Origin of the sequence: Halopseudomonas pelagia, assembly GCF_009497895.1 — a bacterium.
Lineage (GTDB): Bacteria > Pseudomonadota > Gammaproteobacteria > Pseudomonadales > Pseudomonadaceae > Halopseudomonas > Halopseudomonas pelagia_A.
This window is the reverse complement of sequence record NZ_CP033116.1, coordinates 347826-371006: the sequence shown is the minus strand read 5'-3', so window position 1 is coordinate 371006 and position 23181 is coordinate 347826. Positions and strand designations below refer to the sequence as shown.

Annotated in this window: 25 protein-coding genes; 9 read left to right on the top strand and 16 right to left on the bottom strand. The window is 56.6% G+C overall.

Going from position 1 to position 23181, the window contains the following annotated elements:
- Positions 1–43: 43 nt before the first annotated feature.
- Positions 44–508 carry an OsmC family protein gene (locus EAO82_RS01745; RefSeq protein ID WP_096345462.1) on the bottom strand — a complete coding sequence of 155 codons (465 nt, stop codon included), beginning with the start codon at positions 506–508 and terminating at the stop codon, positions 44–46.
- A gap of 94 nt (positions 509–602) precedes the next feature.
- Between EAO82_RS01745 and EAO82_RS01740 the strand changes: the two genes are divergently transcribed.
- The 4 genes from EAO82_RS01740 to EAO82_RS01725 are packed head-to-tail and all read left to right on the top strand — an operon-like array spanning position 603 to position 3531.
- Positions 603–926, top strand: coding sequence for an ArsR/SmtB family transcription factor (locus tag EAO82_RS01740; RefSeq protein ID WP_096345461.1), 324 nt, complete (start codon positions 603–605; stop codon positions 924–926).
- A 2-nt stretch (positions 927–928) separates the two neighbouring features.
- Positions 929–1363, top strand: coding sequence for a YeeE/YedE family protein (locus tag EAO82_RS01735; RefSeq protein WP_096345460.1), 435 nt, complete (start codon positions 929–931; stop codon positions 1361–1363).
- Positions 1364–1366: 3 nt separating this feature from the next.
- Positions 1367–1786 (top strand): YeeE/YedE family protein, encoded by a 420-nt coding sequence (locus EAO82_RS01730; RefSeq protein ID WP_096345459.1) that lies wholly within the window; start codon positions 1367–1369, stop codon positions 1784–1786.
- A complete protein-coding gene (locus tag EAO82_RS01725) occupies positions 1786–3531 on the top strand; it encodes a SulP family inorganic anion transporter (RefSeq protein WP_096345458.1) in 1746 nt (581 codons plus the stop codon). The genes EAO82_RS01730 and EAO82_RS01725 overlap by 1 nt, the downstream gene beginning before the upstream one ends.
- Before the next feature lie 2 nt (positions 3532–3533).
- On the opposite strand, the gene EAO82_RS01720 is transcribed toward EAO82_RS01725, so the two are convergent.
- The gene (locus EAO82_RS01720; protein ID WP_096345457.1) at positions 3534–4184 is read right to left on the bottom strand and encodes a cytochrome b/b6 domain-containing protein; all 651 of its coding nucleotides are present in this window, start codon (positions 4182–4184) and stop codon (positions 3534–3536) included.
- Positions 4185–4244: 60 nt separating this feature from the next.
- The gene (locus tag EAO82_RS01715) at positions 4245–5021 is read right to left on the bottom strand and encodes an SDR family oxidoreductase (protein ID WP_096345456.1); all 777 of its coding nucleotides are present in this window, start codon (positions 5019–5021) and stop codon (positions 4245–4247) included.
- A gap of 208 nt (positions 5022–5229) precedes the next feature.
- Here EAO82_RS01715 and EAO82_RS01710 point away from each other — a divergent pair, with 208 nt between their 5' ends.
- The 3 genes from EAO82_RS01710 to EAO82_RS01700 all read left to right on the top strand — a co-directional run bounded on the left by EAO82_RS01710 (position 5230) and on the right by EAO82_RS01700 (position 8451).
- Complete coding sequence (locus tag EAO82_RS01710) at positions 5230–6846, top strand: methyl-accepting chemotaxis protein (protein WP_096345455.1); 1617 nt, start codon at positions 5230–5232, stop codon at positions 6844–6846.
- A 163-nt stretch (positions 6847–7009) separates the two neighbouring features.
- Positions 7010–7927 carry a PAAR domain-containing protein gene (locus EAO82_RS01705; protein ID WP_096345454.1) on the top strand — a complete coding sequence of 306 codons (918 nt, stop codon included), beginning with the start codon at positions 7010–7012 and terminating at the stop codon, positions 7925–7927.
- Positions 7924–8451 (top strand): hypothetical protein, encoded by a 528-nt coding sequence (locus EAO82_RS01700; RefSeq protein ID WP_096345453.1) that lies wholly within the window; start codon positions 7924–7926, stop codon positions 8449–8451. The genes EAO82_RS01705 and EAO82_RS01700 overlap by 4 nt, the downstream gene beginning before the upstream one ends.
- 15 nt (positions 8452–8466) lie before the next feature.
- Here EAO82_RS01700 and EAO82_RS01695 read toward each other — a convergent pair whose 3' ends face one another.
- On the bottom strand, positions 8467–8790 hold the full coding sequence (locus tag EAO82_RS01695) for a hypothetical protein (protein WP_096345452.1): 324 nt from the start codon (positions 8788–8790) through the stop codon (positions 8467–8469).
- A gap of 241 nt (positions 8791–9031) precedes the next feature.
- Between EAO82_RS01695 and EAO82_RS01690 the strand changes: the two genes are divergently transcribed.
- On the top strand, positions 9032–10150 hold the full coding sequence (locus tag EAO82_RS01690) for a Fic family protein (protein ID WP_096345451.1): 1119 nt from the start codon (positions 9032–9034) through the stop codon (positions 10148–10150).
- Between the two features lies 1 nt (position 10151).
- On the opposite strand, the gene EAO82_RS01685 is transcribed toward EAO82_RS01690, so the two are convergent.
- Entirely contained in the window at positions 10152–11201 is a 1050-nt protein-coding gene (locus tag EAO82_RS01685) for a GlxA family transcriptional regulator (RefSeq protein ID WP_096345450.1), read from the bottom strand.
- Between the two features lie 149 nt (positions 11202–11350).
- Here EAO82_RS01685 and EAO82_RS01680 point away from each other — a divergent pair, with 149 nt between their 5' ends.
- Entirely contained in the window at positions 11351–12418 is a 1068-nt protein-coding gene (locus EAO82_RS01680; protein WP_096345449.1) for a class I SAM-dependent methyltransferase, read from the top strand.
- 155 nt (positions 12419–12573) lie between these two features.
- Here EAO82_RS01680 and EAO82_RS01675 read toward each other — a convergent pair whose 3' ends face one another.
- The 11 genes from EAO82_RS01675 to EAO82_RS01625 all read right to left on the bottom strand — a co-directional run bounded on the left by EAO82_RS01675 (position 12574) and on the right by EAO82_RS01625 (position 23080).
- Positions 12574–13347, bottom strand: coding sequence for a TSUP family transporter (locus EAO82_RS01675; RefSeq protein ID WP_096345448.1), 774 nt, complete (start codon positions 13345–13347; stop codon positions 12574–12576).
- Positions 13348–13433: 86 nt separating this feature from the next.
- Positions 13434–14030 carry a class I SAM-dependent methyltransferase gene (locus EAO82_RS01670; protein WP_096345447.1) on the bottom strand — a complete coding sequence of 199 codons (597 nt, stop codon included), beginning with the start codon at positions 14028–14030 and terminating at the stop codon, positions 13434–13436.
- A 17-nt stretch (positions 14031–14047) separates the two neighbouring features.
- A complete protein-coding gene (locus EAO82_RS01665) occupies positions 14048–14761 on the bottom strand; it encodes an NAD(P)H-binding protein (protein WP_174958667.1) in 714 nt (237 codons plus the stop codon).
- Between the two features lie 177 nt (positions 14762–14938).
- Positions 14939–15478 (bottom strand): hypothetical protein, encoded by a 540-nt coding sequence (locus EAO82_RS01660; protein ID WP_096345445.1) that lies wholly within the window; start codon positions 15476–15478, stop codon positions 14939–14941.
- 492 nt (positions 15479–15970) lie between these two features.
- Positions 15971–16972 carry a GIY-YIG nuclease family protein gene (locus tag EAO82_RS01655; RefSeq protein WP_143520277.1) on the bottom strand — a complete coding sequence of 334 codons (1002 nt, stop codon included), beginning with the start codon at positions 16970–16972 and terminating at the stop codon, positions 15971–15973.
- Between the two features lie 46 nt (positions 16973–17018).
- The gene (locus EAO82_RS01650; protein ID WP_143520276.1) at positions 17019–17681 is read right to left on the bottom strand and encodes a hypothetical protein; all 663 of its coding nucleotides are present in this window, start codon (positions 17679–17681) and stop codon (positions 17019–17021) included.
- Positions 17682–18078: 397 nt separating this feature from the next.
- Positions 18079–18825: a sulfite exporter TauE/SafE family protein gene (locus tag EAO82_RS01645; RefSeq protein WP_096345443.1), complete on the bottom strand. Its 747-nt coding sequence runs from the start codon at positions 18823–18825 to the stop codon at positions 18079–18081.
- Positions 18826–19002: 177 nt separating this feature from the next.
- Positions 19003–19788, bottom strand: a complete 786-nt coding sequence (locus tag EAO82_RS01640) for an SDR family oxidoreductase (protein WP_096345442.1) — start codon at positions 19786–19788, stop codon at positions 19003–19005.
- A 151-nt stretch (positions 19789–19939) separates the two neighbouring features.
- Positions 19940–20869, bottom strand: coding sequence for an SDR family oxidoreductase (locus EAO82_RS01635; protein WP_096345441.1), 930 nt, complete (start codon positions 20867–20869; stop codon positions 19940–19942).
- The gene (locus tag EAO82_RS01630) at positions 20862–21755 is read right to left on the bottom strand and encodes a bile acid:sodium symporter family protein (protein ID WP_096345440.1); all 894 of its coding nucleotides are present in this window, start codon (positions 21753–21755) and stop codon (positions 20862–20864) included. Before EAO82_RS01630 ends, EAO82_RS01635 begins: the two co-directional genes overlap by 8 nt.
- A complete protein-coding gene (locus EAO82_RS01625) occupies positions 21752–23080 on the bottom strand; it encodes a flavin-containing monooxygenase (RefSeq protein ID WP_096345439.1) in 1329 nt (442 codons plus the stop codon). The genes EAO82_RS01630 and EAO82_RS01625 overlap by 4 nt, the downstream gene beginning before the upstream one ends.
- Positions 23081–23181 lie beyond the last annotated feature (101 nt).

Below are 23181 nucleotides of genomic sequence, written 5' to 3'. Positions count from 1 at the left end.
TGCGCCCATCAACGCACTGTTATCACCTCCAATCGGAACGGCCTCAGCCACCCAGCACGCTCTGCTTGAGCTGCACGCCCTCGCTGTCCATGACCGTCAGGTGCACGGGCAGGCACTGGGCGACGCTCTGGGAGACGGTGCAGAACTGTTCAAACTGGTCGAGGATCCGCTCCAGCCGTTCAATTTCTCCCTGAGCATGGCCCAGATGCAGGGTGACGTTGACCTTGGCTACCCGCAGGCGATTGTCCGCATTGCGGCCAAGCTCGCCGCTCGCCTCTGTGCGCATACCGTCGCTGGGTTGCTTGAATTTATTCAGGGCGAATATCAGGCTGTCGGTCAGGCAGCTTGCCACTGCGCTGATAAGCAGCTCGACCGGGCTGGGCCCTGCTGCGGCGCCAAGTGGCGCGGGCTCGTCGGTCAGGATCGCTGGTGTTTCACTGCCGAATTCAACCTTGAAACGATAAGCCTCTTCCTGCTCCAGATTAACGCTAACAATGTTGTCACTCATAAATGGCTCCTCACTGGGACTTGAAAAATTGCGGCTTGAATACAATCTATTTTTATATATATTGTAAGTCAATAGATTGTTATCGAGGGACCCCATGCCATCTACCACCGACGCTGTTGATCTGCTGCGCCTGCAGCAAGCCGCCGACAAGGCTTTGACTTTGCTCAAGGCGCTGGGCAATCGCGACCGTCTGATGCTGCTTTGTCATCTGGCCGAAGGCGAACGCAATGTCGGCGAACTGGAAGCCACCCTTGGCATTGTGCAGCCAACCCTGTCCCAGCAGCTGGGTGTGCTGCGGCGCGAAGGTATGGTGACAACCCGGCGTGAGGGCAAACAGATTTTTTACCGTATCGCCAGCGCGGAAGCCCTGGCGGTTATCGAGACGCTGTATCAATTATTTTGCGCCGAGGAGAGCTAGAAATGACAGTCGATTGGGTGAGTTTTACCCCCTGGTCAGCGTTGATCGGCGGGGTCATGATTGGTCTGGCTGCTGCCCTGCTGGTGGTATTCAATGGGCGTATCGCTGGTATCAGCGGGATGCTCGGCGGCCTTCTGACACCGCGCCAGGCAGGCAATGGGGAGCGGCTGTTATTTGTTCTCGGCCTGCTGCTGGCGCCACTGATTTACTGGGTTGTGCATAGTCGCCCGACGATGGTGATTGAGGCCGGCCCTGTGGCGCTGGTGGTAGCCGGTTTGCTGGTGGGTTTCGGCTCTAGGATGGGGTCGGGTTGTACCAGTGGTCACGGGGTTTGTGGCCTGGCGCGGCTTTCTCTGCGTGGGTTTGTGGCAACACTGGCCTTTATGGGTGCGGGCTTTATCAGCGTGTTCTTACTGCGCCATGTCTGGGGAGCCTAAGTAATGCGTAAACTCATAGCGTTCGCTAGCGGCCTGCTGTTCGGGCTCGGGCTGATTATTGCGGGTATGGCTAATCCGGCCAAGGTGCTCGGGTTTCTCGATTTATTTGGAGCCTGGGATCCGTCGCTGGCACTGGTGATGGCCGGCGCAATCGCTGCGGCTTTTCTGCCGATGCAGTGGGCCCAGCGTGCGTCTCGCTCACTCAGCGGCGAACCCATGCAACTGCCCGATACCCATAGGCTTGATCGACGTCTGGTGCTCGGCGCGCTGATTTTTGGTGCGGGCTGGGGCGTCGCCGGGTTCTGCCCGGGGCCAGCAGTAGTTGCCCTGGGCGCCGGCGTTCCGCAAGCGTTGCTCTTCGTTGTGGCGATGCTTGCAGGTATGCTGTTATTCAAATTCTTTGACAGATGGACCACTGCCTGATGCTGGAAAATCGTCGCCTGCAGCCCCCCGGTGGTACTGGCATTCTTGCGTGGGCCCGGCATTATCGTCGTGCGTGGTTGAGTGGTGATTTGACCGCCGGTTTAGTGGTCAGCGTGATGATCATTCCGCAGAGCATGGCTTACGCGATGCTCGCCGGCCTGCCGGTACAGATCGGCTTGTATGCCAGTCTGCTACCCTTGATTGCCTACGCGATTTTCGGCAGCAGCATGAACCTGTCGGTGGGTCCTGTCGCGGTCACCGGTCTGATGACCGCAACGCTGCTGGCGCCGATGGCGACTATTGGCAGTGATCAATATCTGCAGTTGGCGATCTGGCTGGCGCTGCTCTCGGGTGTCATGTTGTTTGTCTTCGGACTTTTACGACTGGGTTTTCTCGCCAACTTCCTCAGTCATCCGGTGATCAGCGGTTTTATCAGCGGGGCGGCGATTCTGATTGTGCTCAGCCAATTGCCGCATCTGCTCGGCGTGCCGCGTCTGCCGGCTAATCCGCTGCAGTTGCTCAATGACTGGCAGATAATCAACAGCGTGGTGCTGGGCTTCGGGCTGATCTGTCTACTGCTGCTGCTGTATGCGCGCAGTCTGCTCTCCGGCCACTTGAAAAAGCTGGGTTTCAAACAGGAGCTGGCGACGCTGTTGGCACGGCTGGCGCCGATTGTGGTGGTCGGGTTGGCCATGACGGTCACGGTGCTGGGCCAGTTGGCCGAGCGCGGGGTGCCAGTGGTGGGCAGTCTGCCGCTGGGCCTGCCGTCGCTGTATTGGGTCACGCCGGATCTGGGTAATCTGCGCTCGCTGTTGCTGCCCGCGGCGCTGATCAGTCTGGTCAGCTTTGTCGAGAGCGTCTCTATTGCCCAATCCCTGGCCCGGCACAAGCGCCAGAGTATCGATGCGAATCAGGAACTGCTTGGGCTGGGCGCTGCGAACCTGGGCTCAGGCCTGACCGGCGGTTTTGCCGTATGCGGCGGCTTTTCCCGTTCGGTGGTGAATGTCGAAGCAGGTGCGAATACGCCGCTGGCGGGCATTGTGGCAGCGGTGATTATCGGGCTGATCCTGGTCACTATTGCGCCGATTTTCGCTCATCTTCCGCTGGTGGTGTTGGCCGTTATCATCCTGGTAGCGGTCACTCCGCTGATCGACGTGGCCAGCTTGAGACGCGCATGGCGCTATGACCGCGCCGAAGGGCTGACGCTGTTCAGCACCGCTGCGGGCGTGCTGTTGCTGGGTATTGAGGGCGGTATCGTTCTGGGTATCTGTCTGTCGATTGCCGCGCAGTTATGGCGCGGTAGTCGCCCGCATGTGGCCGTGGTCGGCCGAGTGCCGGGCACGCAGTATTTCCGCAACACCAAGCGCCACCTGGTGGAAACGGCGCCGCACACGCTGGCACTGCGCATCGATGAGAACATTTTCTTCGCCAATACCAAGGCCATTGAGTTTTCCATTCAAAAGGCCCTGCGTGACTACCCGGATACCCGCGAGGTGCTGCTGATTCTCTCGGCGGTCAACCATATCGACGGAACCGGGCTGGACATGTTGAGCGAGTTGACCGAAGGCTTGCTGGAGCGCGATGTCCACGTGCATCTGGCCGAAGTAAAAGGCCCATTGATGGATCGGCTGGACAGTACGGACTGGCTCAAACAACAGGTGCGCGAAGTCTTCCCCAGCACGCATATCGCCTTTAATACCTTAGGCAGCCTCAAACGCCCTGGCGCCCTGCCCGAGCAGGCTTGAGGCTAAACCACAGGCGCTATCCACATGCCGCTGGCGCCCCACACGGCCAGCGCTGTCAGCAGCAGCGCCAGAATCAGAGCATGGGCTCCAGCAGGCCGCGCTGGCTCAACTGCGACGGATACGTCGCGCTGGCCGTGGATCATGCTGCCCATCAGCGGCCGACCCCGGCACTGATACACCAGCACCGCGAGCGCATGCAGCCCTAACAGCAGATAGATAAACAGCTCGGTGCTGCGGTGCCAGTCGCTCGCTAACCCGACTAACCAGGACGGCACTTGCCAGGCCAAGGGGCCGCTGAAGGCGACATCATCGCTGCTGACCAAACCGCTCAGGGCTTGGAAGCCGAGCAGCCCCAGCAGCGCGAATACCGAAAGCGCGCCGAGGGGGTTGTGGCCCAGCCCCGACCAACTGCCCTTCAGGTAAGCGCTGATCCGGCTCGGTGTGGGGAAGAAGCTGGCGAAGCGCGCATAATGGTTCCCCAGCACGCCCCACAGCAGGCGGAACACCAGCAGGCCGAACACGCTCAGGCCGAAGCGGCCATGCCAAAGCATCCAGTCCCCGCCTAGTTGTGCACTAATCAATGAGCCGCTGATCGCCAGCACCAGCAGCCAGTGAAACAGCCTTGTTGGCAGATCCCAGACAGTAACCCGCACAGCGCACCTCCGCAGAATGAGTGCGCAGGCTAACGCTGGCAGTACGTTGCGGCAAGGACTCTAGAGCTGGCGCGCCAACTTGTCGCGGAGCTTCTCTGGATGATTGCCGGCGGCCTTGTCCAGCTCGGCCAGTTCTTCCGGCACATACCAGTGCAGAGTGTCGGACTGGTAGGCCTGCCACACCACCTTCGCCACTTCCACCGCCTCGATCACGCGGAAGGCACCGGTCTCGGCAGCGGCTGCCAATAACTCTTCATCCGGCATGCCGGTGCGGATCAGCCCTGGCAGCACATCGGCAACACGAATGTCATGGCGACGGAATTCGTTGGACAACGCCTCGGTCAGGCCCTTGACCGCATGCTTGGTGGCGGAATACACCGCGATCAGCGGCATGCCCATGGTCGCCGAGGAGGAAGAGGTAGTGAAGCACAGCGCATTCGGCGTGGCCTTGAGCAGTGGCAGCGCGGTGTAGATGCCGTTCAACACGCCGATGAAGTTCACCTGCACGATGCGCATCTGCTCGTCGAAGGGCATCTCGTCAAAGAAACCGCGCATCGCGATCCCGGCATTGTTGAAGAGAATATCCATGCGCTCGCCGGTCGCTTCGCTGAAAGCGTTGACCGCCCGTTCGAAGGCCGCTTTGTCGCTCACGTCCAGCTGGCCGACCATGCAGTTCTCGGCGCCCAACTCAGCCTGTAACGCTTCCAGCCCGCTCTGATTCAAGTCAAAGGCGCCGACAAACCAACCCTGCTGCTGAAACAGACGCGCGGTTTCCCGGCCCATACCGGAAGCAGCACCGGTAATGAAAATCGACTGACGACCTGCGGCTAGTGACATGCGAGATTTCCTTTTATCTGAACGGTGAGAGTGGCGACTGCCAGCACGTTAGCACTGTCTGCGGCGCCTGGGAGCCAAGCGCTAGTTAAGCTGATTGGGTGGCAATCATTCTGATTATGAGCAGCAAAGGGCGATTCCAGACGGCCTGTCATGGCAATGTCACATCACGGGACTAGCCTGCGTGAGCCTATCCTGTTGTGAGGTGACCATGTTTTCCACCGTTCGTACGCGCATCCTCTGCTTTGCCTTTATCTCCGTGAGCGCTCTGGCTGCGTTGGCAGTGTTGTCACTGCTGATTATTAACGAGGCGGAAACGGCCTCCAAGCGGCTGATCACCGCCGGCCTGCAGGAGTCCTGGATGCTTGAGGACCTGGAACAGGATCATCGGCAATTGCAGGATCTGGCCTATAAGGTCAAGGCGCAGCTGCTGCTCTGGAATGAGATTACCCCGGCGTTTGAAGCGCTGGCGGTATCGCTGCCCGAGCATTGGCAAGTGATCGAACAGAGCCAGCAGTTGGGCGAGTGGGCGGCGACCCATGATGAGCACTTTCAGGGGGTGCTGGCGCTGTTGGCCAAGCTTGAGCCCGGCATTCGCGAACAGAGCTATTACAGCGTCGGCCAGGTGGTCGACTTCTCGCTGTTTCCAGCCCTGGAACCGATGCTCGCCTCAATCGAAGAGAGAAAGCGCGCAAGCCGTAGCATGATTCAGCAGGACTCATCGCAGTTGCTGGCCTATCTGAACGAGCAACAGGCGTTCCTGATTGTCGGTTCTGCGGTGTTCCTGATCGCCATTATTCTGATGACGCTGTGGCTCAGGCGCACGGTGATCGTCCGGTTGCAGAATATTGAAAGTGATATCAAGCAGATGGACGCCACTTCGGATCTCAGCCGCACGCCGGTGGTCACCGGCAAGGATGAAGTCGCCGGCGTGGCCCGTGCTCTCAATGGTCTGGTCGGGCGCTTCGATCAGTTTGTCGGCGATATCCGCCATTCCGCCGCCAGCCTGAATCAGCGCTCCGCGACCCTGGACGCCGAAGCGGAGGCAGTCCAGGCCGCCTCTGAAACCACCCGTGAGCAGATTGAAGAGGTGAATAACTCGATGGGCGCTATCGCCGGTCAGGCTTCGGAAATCGAGTCGGTCACCGAGCTGTCGGCCGCCAAAATACGCGAAGCGGTGCTGGCCAACGCGCAGGTTCAACAGGGCCTGCAAAGCAGCGAGGCAGCCGCCAATAACGCCGTCGATGTGATCGTGCGCGTCTCCACCTCGATCCAGGCGCTGGGCGAATCCACCAGCAAGATCGAGCAGGTAATCGGCGTGATTGCCGCCATCGCCGACCAGACCAACCTGCTGGCGCTGAATGCGGCGATTGAAGCTGCACGTGCCGGCGAACATGGGCGCGGCTTTGCGGTGGTCGCCGATGAGGTAAGAACCTTGTCCCAACGTACCGCCGATTCCACCCGCAATATTCGCCAGTGGGTCATGGATCTGGTCGAAGGGGTCAGCGGCGTGGATGCGCTGCTGGGCGAAATGCACGCCGCCGGTGCCGACAACCGAACCAATCTCGATCAACTGAAAACCCACCTCACGCGTCTGGCGGGTCAGTTTGTAGAAATGGAAACCAGCAGCCACCAGGTCTCACGCTCGGTCTCATTGCAGCGCGATGAACTCAACCTGATCAAACAACGCTCGGCCATGCTCAGAGAAAGCTCGGTGCTGCTGATGGGCAGCGTGAATCAGTCCCGGGAAATCAGCGAATCGCTGCGCCAGGAGTCGCTGTCGATGCGGCAATTGACCGAGCGGTTTCGGTCGGCGGGTGCGGTTTAACTGATTTCCTGAGCACTCTGGCTTTAGGGCAGCTTGGAAAGTGTGCCCTGAGTATCAATTCGGTCCATTGCGATTGCACCTCCTCTTGCCCTATGTATGATCATGCCTCTTGTCACCGCCGGTGTTGCGGTGAACTGGCATTAGTACAGGGAGGTTTCACACGATGCTCAGCATAGGAATAGGCTCTAAAACGTCGACCGGCGGCTCCGTCATTGAGGGTAACAGCGGCATATTATTTGATGGTCTTGTCGCCAGCTCAGTCGGTCACAAAGCAACCTGCCCTGCCTGCAAAAAAGGTGTAGGTGAAATTGTTGCGGTAGGTGCAAGAACCACAATTTTACCGGCAGGTCCTGCGGCGAGAGCTGGTGACTATGTTGCATGTGGTTGCCCGCCTGGAGCTAATAAGCTAATCGCGAAGGGCACAGTCAATGTAGGCGCCGAAGCGGGAAATGGTGTTGCCAGAGTTGATTCAAGCTTGGCGGCAGCCGCTAAGCGGTCGCTCTTGACGGGCTCATTTGACGCTAACCAGCCTATTGCCAAAGGTCAAGACACCAATATTATGCACGTGGAGGCCAGCGACGTTTTTTTTGCCGTCGGGGATAGCTCCGAAAACCCTGATAGTCGAGATGTACTTCTTAATTATCAATTGGACGCTCAAGAGTTCAATCTGCGGCAGGTTGCCTTCCTACCTGCTGAGGGCGTTGGCGTTAACGGCACATTTTTCATCAAAGGATCATTGAGCTTGAGTGGGCGAGAGCTATTTATCTCGGCTATGGGGTTCACAGCAGCAGATCACATGGGCACTGTACATTTTCAAGCTGCAGCAAAGGTTCTTATAGATGGGCGGCAGATTTTGTCGACCCCACTAGTGGTAGATCGAAATGAAGCTGGGCTCTGGCCGAATGACCAATACGTTCCTATAGGATCTGCAGTTTTAACCTTACCGGCTCCTGAGCTTGGTAATGTGGTTCAAGTCGTTATAAGCGGTGGCTACATCTACAGTGCGCCAGAGGGAAGCGCCGTCCCTATACCGCCTACTGGTGCCGTGACGATTCCCCTGCCCATAGTGAAAGCGAAATGAAAAATCTCATTATTCTTTTTTTGTTCAGCCTGGTTGCTACGGCGTGTACGTTTGAATCCGACAACGAGCAGGGAAATAATCAAAGGGCTCCTTCTGAGCGGAATGAAGTTCCTTCCGATAAGGCTCGGCAGGCTTCAGAGCTCATGTCTCAAGCAAACGGACATATTCAGAGCCGACAATATCAACAGGCTCTTACTGACGCTGAAGCTGCTTTGGAGATAGTGCCAGAACAAGCCGAAAATCGCTTTTTATACTGCATGCTTCAAGAACGGGTGAATGACTCGATGCCAGGCGGAAAGGCTTGTTATGCAAAGGTGGTGGAAGAGCTATCCCAGAACAGCGACAGCCCGTGTGAGGCCAATCTCAATTGTGTAGTAGCCGACTTGATGGCGGAGGGTGACCATTCATTGAAGCGGAAAGAGCATTTTCTGAGCTTGCCCGCATCTGATGCCGAATCCGAAGTACACCATTATCTATTGGATGATTTTGAGCGAGACCGGTATCTACATATGATCTTGCCCTAGCGGGCGTTTAGGCCTTCACGCAAAGTAATCCTGCATCCAGTCAAACAAGGTATCGCTGCTCAGCGCGGTGACATCGATCTGCTTGAAGTCACCGCTCACTTCTTCTTCACGGGTAACGAACTGGTAGAGCACAGTGCCCGGCTGCTGATCATGCAGAACCAGGGTGATGCGCCGCTGCGTGCGCAGGCAATCGATGGATATGACGTCGGCGGGTATGCCGCTATCACGCATCCCCTGCCGTACTTCCACTACCGGGTTGATATGCTCGTGCGCCGCCTGAATGCGGGCATGGGCATCGCTAACCAGGTCGGAAAGGGTTTTCAAGGGGGCTTCTGTCATCGGGCTGCCATGCTCCAGGTGAACAAACGGTATTGGGTTGCGAGACCAGATCAAGTCAGCACTGACTTGTTCCGGGCTCGGGCTTGAAGAATATCACGCAGCCATGCATCACCCGAAAGTCCAAACCAAAGGGCGAAGGTTATCTGAAACAGAGCATGAGCCAATTAGACCCGCTATTCGGCTCACAATATGAGCCGAATAAGTGTTATATTCGGCTCAGGCTCTACAGGAATAACCTTCCATGCATAACTCGCTCTGGATCTGGCAGCAGCCCAAGTGGCCGCATTTTACCTGGCAGGCAGAGCGCCTGGCGCCGCTGGTGCGCGCCTGTACTCAGTCGCAGGGGCGGCTATTGGGGATGGCCGGCGTAGTGGATGCGGATACCGAGGCGCGCAGCAGCCTCGACGCCCTTCTGCAAAATATACTCGCCTCGTCGGCTATCGAGGGAGAAACCCTGAACGTAGGGTCGGTACGTTCCTCTCTCGCCCGGCGGTTAGGGTTGAGCGCTGACGGCAGACCTAATCCTCGCAGCGAGGGTTATGCGGAACTGCTATTGGATGCGACCGGTAACGCTGGTCAGTCACTGACGCTGGAGCGGCTCTGCGCCTGGCACGAAAGGTTGTTCCCCGACGATGACTTTCCATTGCTTGAGCGCGTCCGCGTCGGCCAGTTGCGCGGCGAGGAGCCCATGCAGGTGGTCTCTGGCCGGCTGGACCGGCCAAAAGTGCATTTCCAGGCGCCGCCGCGTGCGGTTCTGGAACCGGCGCTGGAGGATTTTCTTCAGTGGTTTGAACGCAGCCGCAGTGATACGGGGCTGGACCCCTGGTTGCGTGCCGGCATCGCGCATTTCTGGTTTGTGACCCTGCATCCCTTTGATGACGGCAATGGCCGTCTGACGCGGGCTATCACCGATATGGCATTGGCGCAGGGCGATGGCCAGGCCATTCGGTTCTATGCCATGTCGGCGAGCATTCTGGAAGACCGTTCCGGCTACTACCGCATTCTCGAAACCAGCCAGAAAGGTGGGCTGGATATCACCGCCTGGCTGGAGTGGTTTCTCACTACCCTGCTCAACAGTCTGGAGCAGGCGCTGGTGCGTATAGATCGCGTCCTGGCCAAAACACGCTTCTGGCAGTCGCATCGCGCCGATGGCCTGCTGCCGGAACAGGTCAAGGTGCTTAACCGACTGCTGGATGGCGGCGAGAAAGGTTCCGAGGACGGGATCAGCGCGGCGCAGTATCAAACGGTGGCGAAGGTATCCAAAGCGACGGCGACACGCCACCTGGCAGACCTGCTGAGCAAGGGCTGTTTGACGCGCCTGCCAGGCGGCGGCCGCAGTACGCGCTATCAGATAGCCTGAATCAACGCTGGGCAAAACCCGGAATGCGAAAGCGTTTGCGGTAGGCGCTGGGGGTCAGGCCGGTGATGCGTTTGAACAGGCGGCGGAAGAACGCCGCATCTTCATAGCCAATGCGCCAACTGATCTCGTCAACTGAACAGCTTGTGCGTTCAAGGCGCCGTTTGGCGTCCTCGATGCGCAGGCGTTGCACATAGGCAATCGGCGTCAGGCCGGTAGCGCTGGCGAAATGTCGCTTGAAGGTGCGCTCAGCCAGCCGTGAACGGCGGATCATTTCTTCTACCGGATGGGCGACGGAAAAATGCTCGGCCAACCACTGCTGCGCGTCCAGAATTTCACCATCACCGTGCTCCTGATTGCCCTCGAACATGATGTAGGGTGTCAGGCCATCCTGGTGCCACTGCAATGCGAACAGGCGCGCCACGTCCTGCGCCGTGGCGGCGCCGGCGAAGCGCACAATCAGATACAGCACCAGATCGTGCCAGCTCATGGAAGCGCCAGAGCTGACCAGTTCCTCATGCGTGCCTGATACCACCAGCACCCGTTCGGGATGAATCGGGATGCCGGGATAGCTGGCGGCAAATGTCTGGGCGTAGCCAAAATGCACGGTCGCGTCCTTGCCGTCGAACAGACCGGTTTCGGCCAGCAAAAACATACCGGAGCAAGCTGAACACATTAGCGCTCCGCGGCTGTGCATCAACTGCAGCCAGGTAACCAATTTTGGGTAGCGCTTTTGCCGCCATCCTTCTGCCCGTAGCAGCACGGCGGGAACAATGACAATGTCTGTGGACTGTATTGCGTCTACTGCCCGCTGCACTGTGATCGGCACGCCGCTGGCCAGCGTCATCGTACCTGCTGCTTCTCCCACTAACTCGATATGAAAGGGTGGCGGCGTGTCCGGGTCACCCATCCCCATTAGCGTTATCGCGTTCAACACATCGTATATACCGGCGATGGTCGACATCACCGCATCAGGAAAAGCTACAAGGCTCACATGTTGTGGGGCGCCTGCAACCTGGTCGCTTCGTTCATCAATGGGAGTTGTGTCGTTCATGGCGGTGATCCTCGCCGTTACACACAAGCAGCGTGGCATAAATGGACCGTTTTCAGGTCGTTCCGGCTCTTCAGTTACCTCGCTAGCGGCAGCGATCATGTGCGGGCAATCCAATCTCCCTGTGAACAAAACTCTGAAGGAGCCCTACCATGAATATGCCTGTTATCGATGAAAGTAAACTGGAGGCCTTTGTGATGCGAGCGATGGGTGATCTGGCTGCCGGCTATGGCGGCATCATGATCACCCTGGGCAACAAACTGGGCCTGTACAAGACCCTGGCCGGTGCCGGCCCGCTCAGCGCAGCGGAGGTGGCCAAGCGCAGTACCTGCGCTGAACGCTACGTGCGCGAATGGCTGAACTCCCAGGCCGCCTCGGGCTATGTGGATTATCACCCTGCCAGCGACACTTATGAACTGGCACCGGAGCAGGCCATGGTGCTGGCGGATGACGAAAGCCCGGTGTTCTTGCCGCCTGCCTGGCAGGTGCCCGCATCCATGTGGTTCGATGAAGAGTTGTCGCTGGAGGCCTTTCGCACTGGCAAGGGCGTGAACTGGGGCGAGCATGATCATCGCCTGCAATGCGGCGTAGCAGCGTTCTACCGCAACGGTTATCGCAGCAGCCTGGTGCCGGAGTGGTTGCCGGCGCTCGAAGGCGTGGTGGAGAAGCTTGAAGCAGGCATTAACGTCGCGGATGTGGGTTGCGGTCACGGCCATTCCACAGTGTTGATGGCCAAAGCCTTTCCGAATTCGCACTTTTACGGCTATGACGTACACGCGCCTTCACTCGAGGAGTCCACGCAGAATGCGATAAAAGCCGGGGTAACCGATCATGTCGAGTTTCAGGTAGCCAAAGCGGTGGACTATCCGGACAAGCAGTATGGCCTCATCTGCTTTTTTGACTGCCTGCACGACCTCGGCGACCCGCTGGCAGCGGCGCAACATGCGGCCAAGGTGCTGGCTCCGGATGGCGCGGTGTTGCTGGTCGAGCCCTTTGCCAATGATCGGCTGGAGCAGAACATGTCGACCGTTGGCCAGCTTTATTACTCAGCCTCCACCTGCATCTGCTGTGCTCATGCGATCTCGGAAGGCGGTACCGAAGTGCTCGGTGCCCAGGCCGGAGAGGCGCGCTTGGCCGAGGTGTTCCGCAAGGCCGGCTTCAAGCATTTCCGGCGTGCGGCGGAAACGCCCTTCAATCTGATTCTGGAGGCGCGGCGCTAAGGTTGGTCCCGTTGGCGCGGCGGATGTGGCTGCCGGATTGGGCTTATATCCAGCGCATTTATTGCACATGCTTTCCTATGGCTGGGCAGTCAGACTTGAAGTTGCGCATCACCTACTCAGAGGGTGTCGCCTGTCTGAATGCCCAGCCCCGCCGGTCAGAGGGCAAATGTGATCCAGCCGGTGGAGTGCAGATATTTGCCCAGCATAACCAGGCACACGGTGACCACTAGCAAGCGTAGCTTGTTGGGGTCGATCTTGTAGAGAAAGTGCACACCGGTCCAGGCGCCGATAAATTGCCCGACCATCATTACCAACCCCACCTGCCACACCACATTGCCGTAGAGGGTAAAGACGATCAGCGATGAAAAGTTGGTGGCGAAATTCAGCGGCTTTGCCGTGGCCGTGGCGGCAATCAGCTTGGCCCTGCGCAGCATTACATTGGCCAGGGTGAAAAAAGACCCCGTGCCCGGCCCGAACATGCCGTCATAAAAACCGATGCCGGGAATCACCGCGTAGGTGAAGGTTTTGCCACTGACCTTGGTGCCCAGGTTCGCGGCTTTGCCGGGTTTGTAGAGGATGAAGTAGACCGCAATAAAGGTCAGCACCAGCGGAACGGCCAGGGTCAGGTACTGCTGATTCACAAAATGCACCGCTACCGTACCCAGTGCCGAGCCCAGAAAGGCTCCGATCACCAGCGGGCGAATATGTCGCAGGCGGATCTTGGATTTTCTCAATAGCAGCGCAGTAGCCGTGCCGGTGCCCAGGCAACCCTGCAACTTGTTGGTACCCAGTGCATTGATCGGCGACATGCCCGAGAGCATCAACGCCGGAATGGTAATTAACCCGCCTCCCCCCGCCAGGGTATCAATGGTTCCCGCCAAGACCGCCACAGCAAACAACAACCCGATCAGCTCGAAAGAGATTTCCACATACGCTCGATATGCTTTGAACTAGTGATGACCCGGCAAGGCGCTGGAGATTCCGTTGCAGATATCCAAGGTTGGCGAAGGCCAGCTCAACCGCGCTTCACCGCGACCACCGATAAAATATGCCAGTGCTTGGTTCTGCCCAGCGCAGTTATACCCTGCTCGTTACGCTCATGCAGCTCAATGATGTCAAAGCCCGCAAACAGATCGGTAACCTGCTGCCGGGTCAGTGGCGTCGTCACGGTCCGATAACCTGTCGCCCAGCTATCATCCATACCCATAAAATCACCGGAAAACACACCGCCAACGGCAAGGCTCGACGCCATCGCCTGCCAGGTAGCTGCAAAGCGCGCCGGATCAGCAAAGAACAGACTGGAGTGGGCGATCATCACGCCGCATCGTGGGTAGGCATAGTCTTCAAACGCCGCCTGGGAAATGCTCACCTGCGCGTCACCGGCAAAACGATCCCGGCACAGCGAGACTGAATCGGAGTTCACATCAAAGCCATGCACCTGGTGACCCCGCGCCGAGAGAAAGGCGATATCGCTTCCAGTGCCACAGCCGCAATCAACAGCCACTTGCAAGCCCGAAGTATTCAAGCTTACGGCCAGTTCGGTGCGGGAGGAGTGAGGGCGGCTCAAGGCCTTCTGGTAATACTGCTGCCAGACGTCGGTGGTGTTATCCATGAAGCAAGAGCTCTGTTCTACGGAGAGATTGTCTCAATCAGCTCCATCATTTCCGGGTAGCTATATATCGCACTTTTCTCCGGCGCCTGCAGCGCAGCTGCAACCATCGCCTGGGCGATCTCGGTAGTGCGGATGGAGCGATACTTGGCCGGCATCAATGGGGTGAAAAGGGACAGAGCCGAAGACAGCAAGGGCGGTGTATGCCGCGAGCCTATAATCATCGCTGGCCGAAAAATACTCACCACCGCCGGGCCTTGATCCAACACCGCCGCTTCCGCCTCGCCCTTGACGCGCGCATAACGCGGCAAACCCGGAGCACCAGAGCCAGTGGTTCTAGCTTTGATATTAGCGCCGATGGCCGACATAAACGCAAAGTGCTGCACCTTGCCAGAGGCCTTCAAGCCACGCGCAAAAGCAACGTTAAGCTCAACGTCCACGGCGCGGTGCTGCTCAAGTGAAAGCTTCGCCGTACCCGCGCCTACGCCCAGCACGCTGAAGCCCACCGCTTCGTTGTTGCACTCGGTGAGTACTTCAATAACGGCTTGCTCAAGGTGGGTTGGCGTCATATCGGATACTAGCCGTTGCTCCACTTTCGCCTCGGTTGGCAGATTGAGAGGCTGCCGGGTCAAGGCGATGATGTGGCTAAAAGCGCTGCAGCGTACTAGCTCGTCGAGTAGAGCCTGCCCGACGGAGCCGGAGGCGCCGAGGATGATGGCGGTTTTATCGTTCATGGTGTGGCCCGTACTCTGGTGTTGATCCGGCATGGAGGTCTTCGACGCTTATGATAGGCCACGTCGGAAAGCAGCGTGATATTCGGGCTGACGTCCTGGCTTATCCTTGCACACAACCCGTTCGGCAATGCAGGGCATTCCCTCGTCAATCAATGACTCTGACCCCATCGATTAATTTTACTCATAGAGCTCTGGCATACCTTCATACAGTTCTCGTGCGGTTTCACGTGCCTGCGCCCTCTTCCATTCAGGAAGCGCTGCGTTTTCTGAATTCCTCAGTGACCAGCGATACATTTCTTTAAATATATGCTCAATCTCGCCAGTAAACTTCCCCCCACTTTCCTCAATTAATATTTGACCGAGTTGACCCAGCGATATAGGGAGGTTAAGAGCTTCGCTTGCTACACCTGACTTGGCGGCCATTGCCCCATACTCAATGGCTTTCCTAAGGCCGAATTTTAGAACGCTAGGATCATCTTTTCCCTGACACAGTATTATATTCCACTGTGCCACAAGCTCTTGACACTGTGAATTTCCAGATTTTGCGAAAGCTTCAATTTCCTCCATATACGCTCTTGCATCAGGCTTCTTAGATATCTCTTCCCATATTTCGGGTTTAAATATTTTATCTAACAGGTCTGAATTATTTTTAAGGCTTAGGCTAAAATTAGATGGTGTAGAAATATCTAATTTTTGCTTGTTGAGAAAAAGCGGCATTTAATATTCCTTCTTTAGTCTTTTTTCTTAGACTGTTCAGTTCGGTTTTTGCATTCAAGCTCATTCAAACATTCGTGCCCAACAGTATTCGTGCGTTTAACGGTTGAAATGTGAGCGACTATTCCACACTTTCGGCACTTGGTGTTGCTGACGATATTCATTAACTTGTCCATCCAAAGGAATAAAGCTGCACTATACTAGCTTGCAGGTAATTGGGGTCATGTACGTAATTGGGGTCAGAGTGAAGTTTTTAAATCGATATAAGTTTAACGTTACTCTGGCCCCGAATTCCTGGATGTAGATGTAGCGTTACTCTGAATCAGATGTATGCGCTTCATGATAGCGAAAGATAGCGTAAATTTTGGCGCGCGATTTATTGTTTGAACCTCACCATCGACGACATATGCTATCTTCTGCCATGGAAGAAAGTGGGGTCCAATAAAGGTTTCTCACTTTAATGTTTATCTGAACTGACCCCGGTTTTCTAACTCGTTAAGGCTTTGAATTAAGATATACCTTGCCCAGCCATTCATTGTCTACATTGGCTCGTTTAATGTCACCACTCCTAGCTAAATAATCTACAATTCCAATCAAATCCACTTCGTCAATATCGAACCATTCACCCCTTACACGCTTGGAAGAGAACTTGGAATGAAGGTGCTTTTCAGCAAAATCAGGGGCAGGGATGGCTATTCTTAAGACAGTCGAAGGTTGCTCTGATTGTAGCGTCCTCTCTCTTACCTGAGGGTGCTTGCTCTTTCCGATCTTATACAGTTCATTTCTTAGATCTTGCATTAAATACAAATATGTTATGTATTTTGATCTCTTCAGATTTTCATGTTCTTCAGCATCGTTCTTTGCTATTTCTTTAGCATTCAAATTCTGTTTCTTGGCTTCGATGTCAAGCATTCTAGATTTAATAAAGTTATTCATTTTAAATACGTGCCTGTCACATCCCAAAATCAAGTATGACGCGTCATCGCTATACGAGATCGCCAGCGTCTCGTCGTCATTACATGTTTCAACATATGCTTGCATACACGCTTCAGCTCTCAACTGCTTGAGCGCTAGCTTGTCATGAAAATCAGAATAGGCTTCAAGTGGTATGTTGTTTGAAAACAAAAACAATAAACGCTTTTGTTGTTCCAAGGCATCAACCCAATTTTCCGAAATCAGGAATGACCTTAAACAGTTGGTAAAAGAGCTTAATCCGCTCGGAAGCAATCCGTCCACATTATCTGGATCACCGCCATCTGGGAACTTTAATTGCTCAATTTCAATTTGAAAAAACTTGTCTGGAATATCAAATTTTGGCGGTGCCTCGTAAGAATTTATCTCCTTCGTTATTAGTTCGAAATCACTGTGCAAAAGGTCGTAAAATTTCAGGTATCGCACTACTCCAGGCCCTAGAGCAATACTATAAACAGGGACTTCGTACTCCCGGTCAGGGTGCTCTGGACGCACGATATGGATAAACATTGAGTTTTGTGTCACGAAGCACCTCTTGCTTTAGATTCCGGGGCACACCATAAGCGCTTTGTTAGCTGCCATCACTGGGTTTTTCTCGCTCTATGTAATGGGTGATTTCGGGGAGTAGTGTTTGCGTAATTCTAGTTTGCCCAGCAAAAACCAGCCAACACCAAATGAATAGTAAAATCAGAGGAACTATTAATAGTCCCAGACCTTCACTACTTTCACCGCCTTTGCTTTCCTCATCACTTTTTTTACTGGCTGTGGAGCTTGCCATATCTCTGAGTACTGCTACTCCGCAGGCGCTTATATATATCGCTCCTGATGCATAAAGTATTAAGTCGTGGGCTGATGTGAAAAGTTGTTGGCTTAGTGTTCTTGGTGGGGCTAGATATATAAGAAGGATAGCCGTGAAATTCACTAGTGCTGCTAGCGGGACTGATGCGAATAGCGCTGCTACATCGTGTTTTCTTGCAATTTTTCGAATGATTATTGCCGAGACAATGGTTGAGGATAGAAAGTACGATGCAATTACAAAAATGTTTCCAAGGTTGATTTCCAGAGCTTGGGTTGTTAAGTCGCTACGTGTTTGTCCGATTGCTTCAGGTGTGACTTTGTACTGGGCTGCTGCAAGAATTAAGCTCAGAGCGGCTACTAGCACGCCGATTGCGCCTGTGACTACAGTAATTGGTGAGCGTTGAAACTCAGCTGAAGCGCTATCAATCAGTCTCATTTATTCATGTGCTCGGGGGGTGGTTTGCTCAAGTTGGCACCTAACAGTGATTAAATCGTACTCGTCGTTAATACGCGACATAGCACTCCTCTGCTCCAGCGATCTTTCATGAATAAAGCCATATGCTTATTTTCCCTCCCTACAACCGATTGCACGTTCAGCCGCACGCCATTTAACACGTTATAGCCGAATACACAGCACCTCACGCCAGCCAGCAATGGCAGGTGGGTTTGGATGTCTTAAGAAATTAGATCGGGCATCCTTGCCACCGAAGAGGGCTGCAATTTGGCAGTTACTGGCATAGTGATACTTTTTTTGCCGAGGTGCCAACCTTCTTTTACAGCTGGGCGCCTAGGCTGCTGGTGCTGGATGGAGTTGGCCGAGGAAATGCTCTGACTTACATATCCACCAAAGCTTTACCCAACAACAACGTCCCAGAAATCACCAGCAAGCTGTAGAGGAACACGCGAAAGCGGTGTTCATTCAGACGGTGGTGCAGGAACTCCCCGAGCAGTGCGCCGATCACCAGCAGCGGGATAAAGGTGACCACTCTGGGTAGGGCGGGCACCAGGGTGCCGTCCAGCAGGAAGATAACGCACAGGCAGGTATTGAGGCTGAACCAGGTGCTTAGCAGGGTGGCGCGCAGGTGGCTTTTGTTTAGTGGGGTGCCGGCCATGGCGTAGACCAGCAGGGCGCCGCCGGAGGCGAACAGGCCGTGGGTAATGCCGGCGCCGAAGGTGAGCACGCGGCTGAGCACGGGCGGATGCGGGTGCACCGTATGCTTGTGGTACATGCGCCAGAGTTCGCGGGTGGAGAACCACAGCACCAGCAGGCCGAAGGCGGCTTTGAGCAATTGGTCGCCGAGCCAGGGGCGCATCAGGTAACCGGCCAGGGTGCCGGCTAGCATCAGTGGCAGTATCAGCTTGAGCAAGGTTGGCCAATGAATATGCCGGCGGTTGCGCCAGGCCATATAGCCGCTCATCAGCACATTCAGCGCGATCATTACCGGTATCAGCTGCGACAGCGGCAACAGCAGCGCACCCAGGGACAGGGCGATGATCAGGCTGCCGAAGCCGGTGATGGCTTCAACCGTGTAGGCCAATAATATAAAGGCGCCGACCCAGATCCAGGGATCATGCAGCATGGTGAAACCGTTTACAGGGTGAGGTCATGATGGATGGCATAGAGTTCGGTTTGTAGGGTCGCTGAATGGGCGGGATAGGGTAACCTGATTTCAACCTTGGGTCGCCTCTGCGGGCTGTTTTGTGGGAGCGCCGGCCTCGGCGCGAAGGCGCGGCTCCTACCAGCTTCGGTGTCCGCTTTAGCGCAGCTCACCGGCAAAGCGTTTACGTACCTGTCGCAGATACAGCGCCGGGGCGATGCGCCAGAGCAGAGCGCCGAAGCGAGATACCGGCTCGGGCAGTATCCAGCGTTTGCGCTGTTGCAGGCTGGTGTCGATCAGCTCGGCCATCCACTGAGCGCTGCGCATGCCGCCGACCATGGAACGGGGATGTTTGGCGATGTTGCCATCCTTGCCCAGGGCGTGGTTTTCGATGGGTGTATCGAGAAAGCTGGGGTAGGCCATCAGGATATGAATATCGTCGGCTTCCAGCTCCAGGCGCAGCACTTCGAAGAATTGCGTGAGTGCGGCCTTGGCTGCGCAGTATGCAGCACGGCCGGGGACTGGCATCCAGCCGGCCATGGAGCCAATGCAAATGATCTGTCCGGTGGACTCGCGCAGCATTGGCAATGCGGCCAGGGTCAATTCCACCGGGCCCTGCCAGTCCACCGCCATGACCTTGCGAAACACCGCAGGATCCGTCTGGTGCGCTGGTGAGCGATGAGTAATGCCGGCGTTGTTAACCAGCAGATCAAGCTGACCGAAACGCGCGTGGGTCTCGTCGATCAGAAAATGAATATCCGCGGCACGGGTGATATCGCAGGTGACCGTCAGCACCCTTCCCGGATTATTCAGTTCTGCCGCTCGATTCTTCAGGCCGCTTTCATCGATGTCGGCCAGCACCAGGCTGTGCCCTGCAGCAAACCAATGTTGGGCCATTGCCCAACCCAGGCCAGAGGCGGCGCCGGTGATCAAAATTACGCGCATGGGGCGGGCTCCCTTTGGTCGCCAGTTGCAAGCTTTAAGCTGCAAGCGGCAAGATTAGTGCAGACCGAGCTGCTGGTAAGTTAATTGGGAAACTTCAGGCATCCAGTTGACTGCCTGATTGAGTATCCCATCCTGATGCTTGCAGCTTCGTTTAGCTCCGGAGTCGATTGCACTCAACAAAATACTCGAAGGTTTCGGCGGAGGTTTTGCTGAGCGGGTAGCCGAATTCTTCCTTCAAACGTCGATTGCTCAGTACTGGCCGGTAGCGCAGAAAGTTGACCTGCGCGGGGCTGGTGGGTTTGCCGCGCCATTGGGCGATTTGCAGGCCGGCTTTGACCAGCCATACGGGCAGGGTCAGCAGCGGTTTGTTCAGGCGTTTGGCGATCTCGGCCATGGTCAGGGCACCGTCGCCGGCCATATTGTAGATGCCGCTCTTGTCTTCACGCAGGCCCATTTCCATAGCGCCGATCACGTCTTCATCCCAGATAAACACGAAGGGCGAGTCGCTGCCCTTGAGCGCGAGAATGCGCGGCGCCATAAACAGGTCGGTAATCTGGTTGCGCGTGTCTTTGCCCAGCACGGTGCCGGGGCGGAAAATCAATTGCTGCAATTCGGGATGCTGCTGGCGATAGCTGGCCAGCAGTTCTTCGATCTGCCGTTTGTGATCGGAGTAGGCGAATTCGGGATTGCCGCGAATCGCGTCCTGTTCGTCGATCCATTCGGGGTTGTCTGCATAGTAGCCGTATGCGGCACCGGAGCTGGTCACGGTCAGGTGTTTTACGCCGGCCTGAATACAGCATTCCAGCACATTGCGCGTGCCGTTGACGTCGATGTCGAAATCCCGCGCGCGATCCTTCGAGGCCTGGAGAATCGAGGCCAGGTGCACCACGTGGGTGATGCCCTGTTCTTTCAGCAGCTCGGCCAGGCTGGCAGAGCGTACATCCAGTACCTGGACGGGGAAGGTCAGATCATCGCGGGCGCGAATGTCGGTGCCGATCACGTGATAATGGGCGGCCAGCCGGTTGCCCAGTTGATGGCCGATATAGCCGGCGGCGCCGGTGATCAGAATACGTTTAGTCATGTGCGGTACGCGCCCAGATTTGTGAAAGAGTGAGACCGGAAACCAGATGCCAGACGCCCCAGAAAGCAGTGATCAGCATCATGCCGCCGGCTTCGGGGAAGAAGGTGAAGAGGATCACCAGACCCAGGCCGGAGTTCTGGATGCCGACTTCCATGGTCACGGCGCGGCGGTCGGGCACCGGCAGTTTCAGTAGCCACCCCATGCCGTAACCTAGGGACAATGCCAGCAGGTTGTGAAATACCACCAGCCAGAAGAAGCTGTGAAAGCGCTCGATAAACAGGCCGAAGTTGTTAAAAAAAGCGATGCCGACAAACCCCAGAAACACCAGCAGCGAGGCGATGCGCAGCGGCTTTTCACTGCGCGCGACCAGCTCCGGCAGCTTGCGCCCGGTGATCATTCCCAACACCAGCGGCAGCGCCAGTACCAGTAGCACCAGCAGCAGAATGCCGCCCGGCTCCAGGGTGATTTGCGTGAGGTATTCGCGGGTATGCGGGTTCAGCCAGCCGTAAAAGGCAAAATTTAGCGGTGTGAGCACCGTGGCCGCCAGGCTGGAGACGGCGGTCATGCTGACCGAGACGGCGACATTGCCCCGGCCCAGCCAGGTCATGATGTTGGAGAAACTACCGCCCGGGCAGGAGGCGACCAGAATCATCCCCAGTGCCAGTTCGGCATCAATCCTCAGCGCCCAGGTAAACAGGCAGGTGGCCAGCGGCAACAGCAGAAACTGGGCGAACAGGCCCGCCAGGGGTGCCACCGGCGCCAGAGCGATACGTTTGAAATCCTCCAGCCGCAGGCTGAGTGACACGCCGAACATCATGCAGGCCATGATGATGTTCAGCAGGATCAGACTCGCCGGGTCGAACTGGATTGGCAACGCGCCACTCATGCGTGGGCCGCTTTGGCTGCTGCAGGCTCGGCGGGTGGCGCCTCGAGTTCATCGATATGCGTCTTCAGCGCCTGCAGGTAGGCGTGCTTGTTGACGTAATAGGCCATGCGCGCGAGCTTGATGTACTCGTAGCCGCCGTCCAGATTGACCCCTGCCCGCTCCTGCTTGATCTGCTTGAAGGCCTTCGCTGCGGCGCTGCCCTGCTGTTGTTCGCGGATATACAGCGCGACCAGTTTGGCCTGCTGGTTGCGCCCTTCCCAACCCAGGCCGGCGGCTTCGATCATGCCCATCATGAACAGGTTGTCGTGCTGGGGATGGAATACGTTCATATACAGCTGCGGGGCGTCGTGGCCGGCGGGCCAGTTCAGGTGCTTGCGGTCGATAAAGGGATAATCGAGCAGGTACCCGGTGGCCATCAGGATCAGGTCATAGTCGGCGCTTTCACCGTCGGTGAAGGTCACGGTGTGGCCGTCGATCTGGCGGATGTCGCGGCGCGGTTTGATATCGCCATGTCCCAGGTGATGCAGTACCAGTGAATTGACCACCGGGTGCGATTCGTACATGCGGTAATCGGGATCGGGCAGGCCATAGTCGGACGGCTTGCCGATGACCATGCGGATCATCGCGGCGTCCATGCGTTGCTTGAGCGGGCGCGGCAGTTTCAACTTGCCGCCGAGGGTGTCGATGGGCCGGCCCTTGAGAAATTTGGGCAGGAAGTAATAACCGCGGCGCAGGCTGATATCTACTGAGGTGGCGTGGTGCACGGCGTCCACGGCGATGTCCGCGCCGGAATTGCCGCAGCCGACGATCAGCACGCGCTTACCCTGGAATACGGCCGGGCTGCGATACTCGGACGAGTGCATCAGCTTGCCGGCGAACTCACCGGGCAGCTTGGGGATATTCGGCGTGTGCAGGGTGCCGTTGGCGATCAGCACGCCATCGAACAGGCGTGATTGCTGCTCGCCGTTGCACTCGGTGACCAGCCGCCAGCTGTCGCCTTCGGGCTCCATGCTGATGACGCGGGTGGCAAATTCGTATTGCGCCTTGAGATTGAAGTGCTCGGCGAAGTCGCGAAAGTATTGGCGCAGTTCGCTATGGTGCGGATAGAAGGCCACCGAATCGCGCATGGGGAACTCGCTGAATTCGGTCATGCGTTTGGAGGAGATCAGGTGCGCGGTGTCGTACATGGTGCTGTGCGGGTTATCGATATCCCACAGCCCGCCCACGTCGTTGTGCAGTTCCAATCCGGTAAAGCCGATGCCCTGCTTCTGCAGGTTGCGGGCTGCGGCCAGGCCCATCGGGCCAGCTCCAATGACGGCGTACATGGGTGTTTTCCTCTTGTTGTTTTTTTGTTCTGGTTCTAGTCTGCGTTCTGCGTTAAGGAACGTTGATTGAGGTGGCTCCGAGGTTTCCGCGTCATTGCGGA

What these genes read in the sequence shown, in the direction of transcription:
- EAO82_RS01665 (WP_174958667.1), bottom strand. Translation starts at nt 14,761, where the DNA reads ATGAACGATAAAACCGCCATCATCCTCGGCGCCTCCGGCTCCGTCGGG.
- EAO82_RS01680 (WP_096345449.1), top strand. Translation starts at nt 11,351, where the DNA reads ATGAATATGCCTGTTATCGATGAAAGTAAACTGGAGGCCTTTGTGATG.
- EAO82_RS01685 (WP_096345450.1), bottom strand. Translation starts at nt 11,201, where the DNA reads ATGAACGACACAACTCCCATTGATGAACGAAGCGACCAGGTTGCAGGC.
- EAO82_RS01745 (WP_096345462.1), bottom strand. Translation starts at nt 508, where the DNA reads ATGAGTGACAACATTGTTAGCGTTAATCTGGAGCAGGAAGAGGCTTAT.
- EAO82_RS01735 (WP_096345460.1), top strand. Translation starts at nt 929, where the DNA reads ATGACAGTCGATTGGGTGAGTTTTACCCCCTGGTCAGCGTTGATCGGC.
- EAO82_RS01670 (WP_096345447.1), bottom strand. Translation starts at nt 14,030, where the DNA reads ATGGATAACACCACCGACGTCTGGCAGCAGTATTACCAGAAGGCCTTG.
- EAO82_RS01650 (WP_143520276.1), bottom strand. Translation starts at nt 17,681, where the DNA reads ATGAGACTGATTGATAGCGCTTCAGCTGAGTTTCAACGCTCACCAATT.
- EAO82_RS01635 (WP_096345441.1), bottom strand. Translation starts at nt 20,869, where the DNA reads ATGACTAAACGTATTCTGATCACCGGCGCCGCCGGCTATATCGGCCAT.
- EAO82_RS01625 (WP_096345439.1), bottom strand. Translation starts at nt 23,080, where the DNA reads ATGTACGCCGTCATTGGAGCTGGCCCGATGGGCCTGGCCGCAGCCCGC.
- EAO82_RS01730 (WP_096345459.1), top strand. Translation starts at nt 1,367, where the DNA reads ATGCGTAAACTCATAGCGTTCGCTAGCGGCCTGCTGTTCGGGCTCGGG.
- EAO82_RS01715 (WP_096345456.1), bottom strand. Translation starts at nt 5,021, where the DNA reads ATGTCACTAGCCGCAGGTCGTCAGTCGATTTTCATTACCGGTGCTGCT.
- EAO82_RS01640 (WP_096345442.1), bottom strand. Translation starts at nt 19,788, where the DNA reads ATGCGCGTAATTTTGATCACCGGCGCCGCCTCTGGCCTGGGTTGGGCA.
- EAO82_RS01700 (WP_096345453.1), top strand. Translation starts at nt 7,924, where the DNA reads ATGAAAAATCTCATTATTCTTTTTTTGTTCAGCCTGGTTGCTACGGCG.
- EAO82_RS01705 (WP_096345454.1), top strand. Translation starts at nt 7,010, where the DNA reads ATGCTCAGCATAGGAATAGGCTCTAAAACGTCGACCGGCGGCTCCGTC.
- EAO82_RS01630 (WP_096345440.1), bottom strand. Translation starts at nt 21,755, where the DNA reads ATGAGTGGCGCGTTGCCAATCCAGTTCGACCCGGCGAGTCTGATCCTG.
- EAO82_RS01695 (WP_096345452.1), bottom strand. Translation starts at nt 8,790, where the DNA reads ATGACAGAAGCCCCCTTGAAAACCCTTTCCGACCTGGTTAGCGATGCC.
- EAO82_RS01740 (WP_096345461.1), top strand. Translation starts at nt 603, where the DNA reads ATGCCATCTACCACCGACGCTGTTGATCTGCTGCGCCTGCAGCAAGCC.
- EAO82_RS01660 (WP_096345445.1), bottom strand. Translation starts at nt 15,478, where the DNA reads ATGCCGCTTTTTCTCAACAAGCAAAAATTAGATATTTCTACACCATCT.
- EAO82_RS01710 (WP_096345455.1), top strand. Translation starts at nt 5,230, where the DNA reads ATGTTTTCCACCGTTCGTACGCGCATCCTCTGCTTTGCCTTTATCTCC.
- EAO82_RS01645 (WP_096345443.1), bottom strand. Translation starts at nt 18,825, where the DNA reads ATGCTGCATGATCCCTGGATCTGGGTCGGCGCCTTTATATTATTGGCC.
- EAO82_RS01725 (WP_096345458.1), top strand. Translation starts at nt 1,786, where the DNA reads ATGCTGGAAAATCGTCGCCTGCAGCCCCCCGGTGGTACTGGCATTCTT.
- EAO82_RS01690 (WP_096345451.1), top strand. Translation starts at nt 9,032, where the DNA reads ATGCATAACTCGCTCTGGATCTGGCAGCAGCCCAAGTGGCCGCATTTT.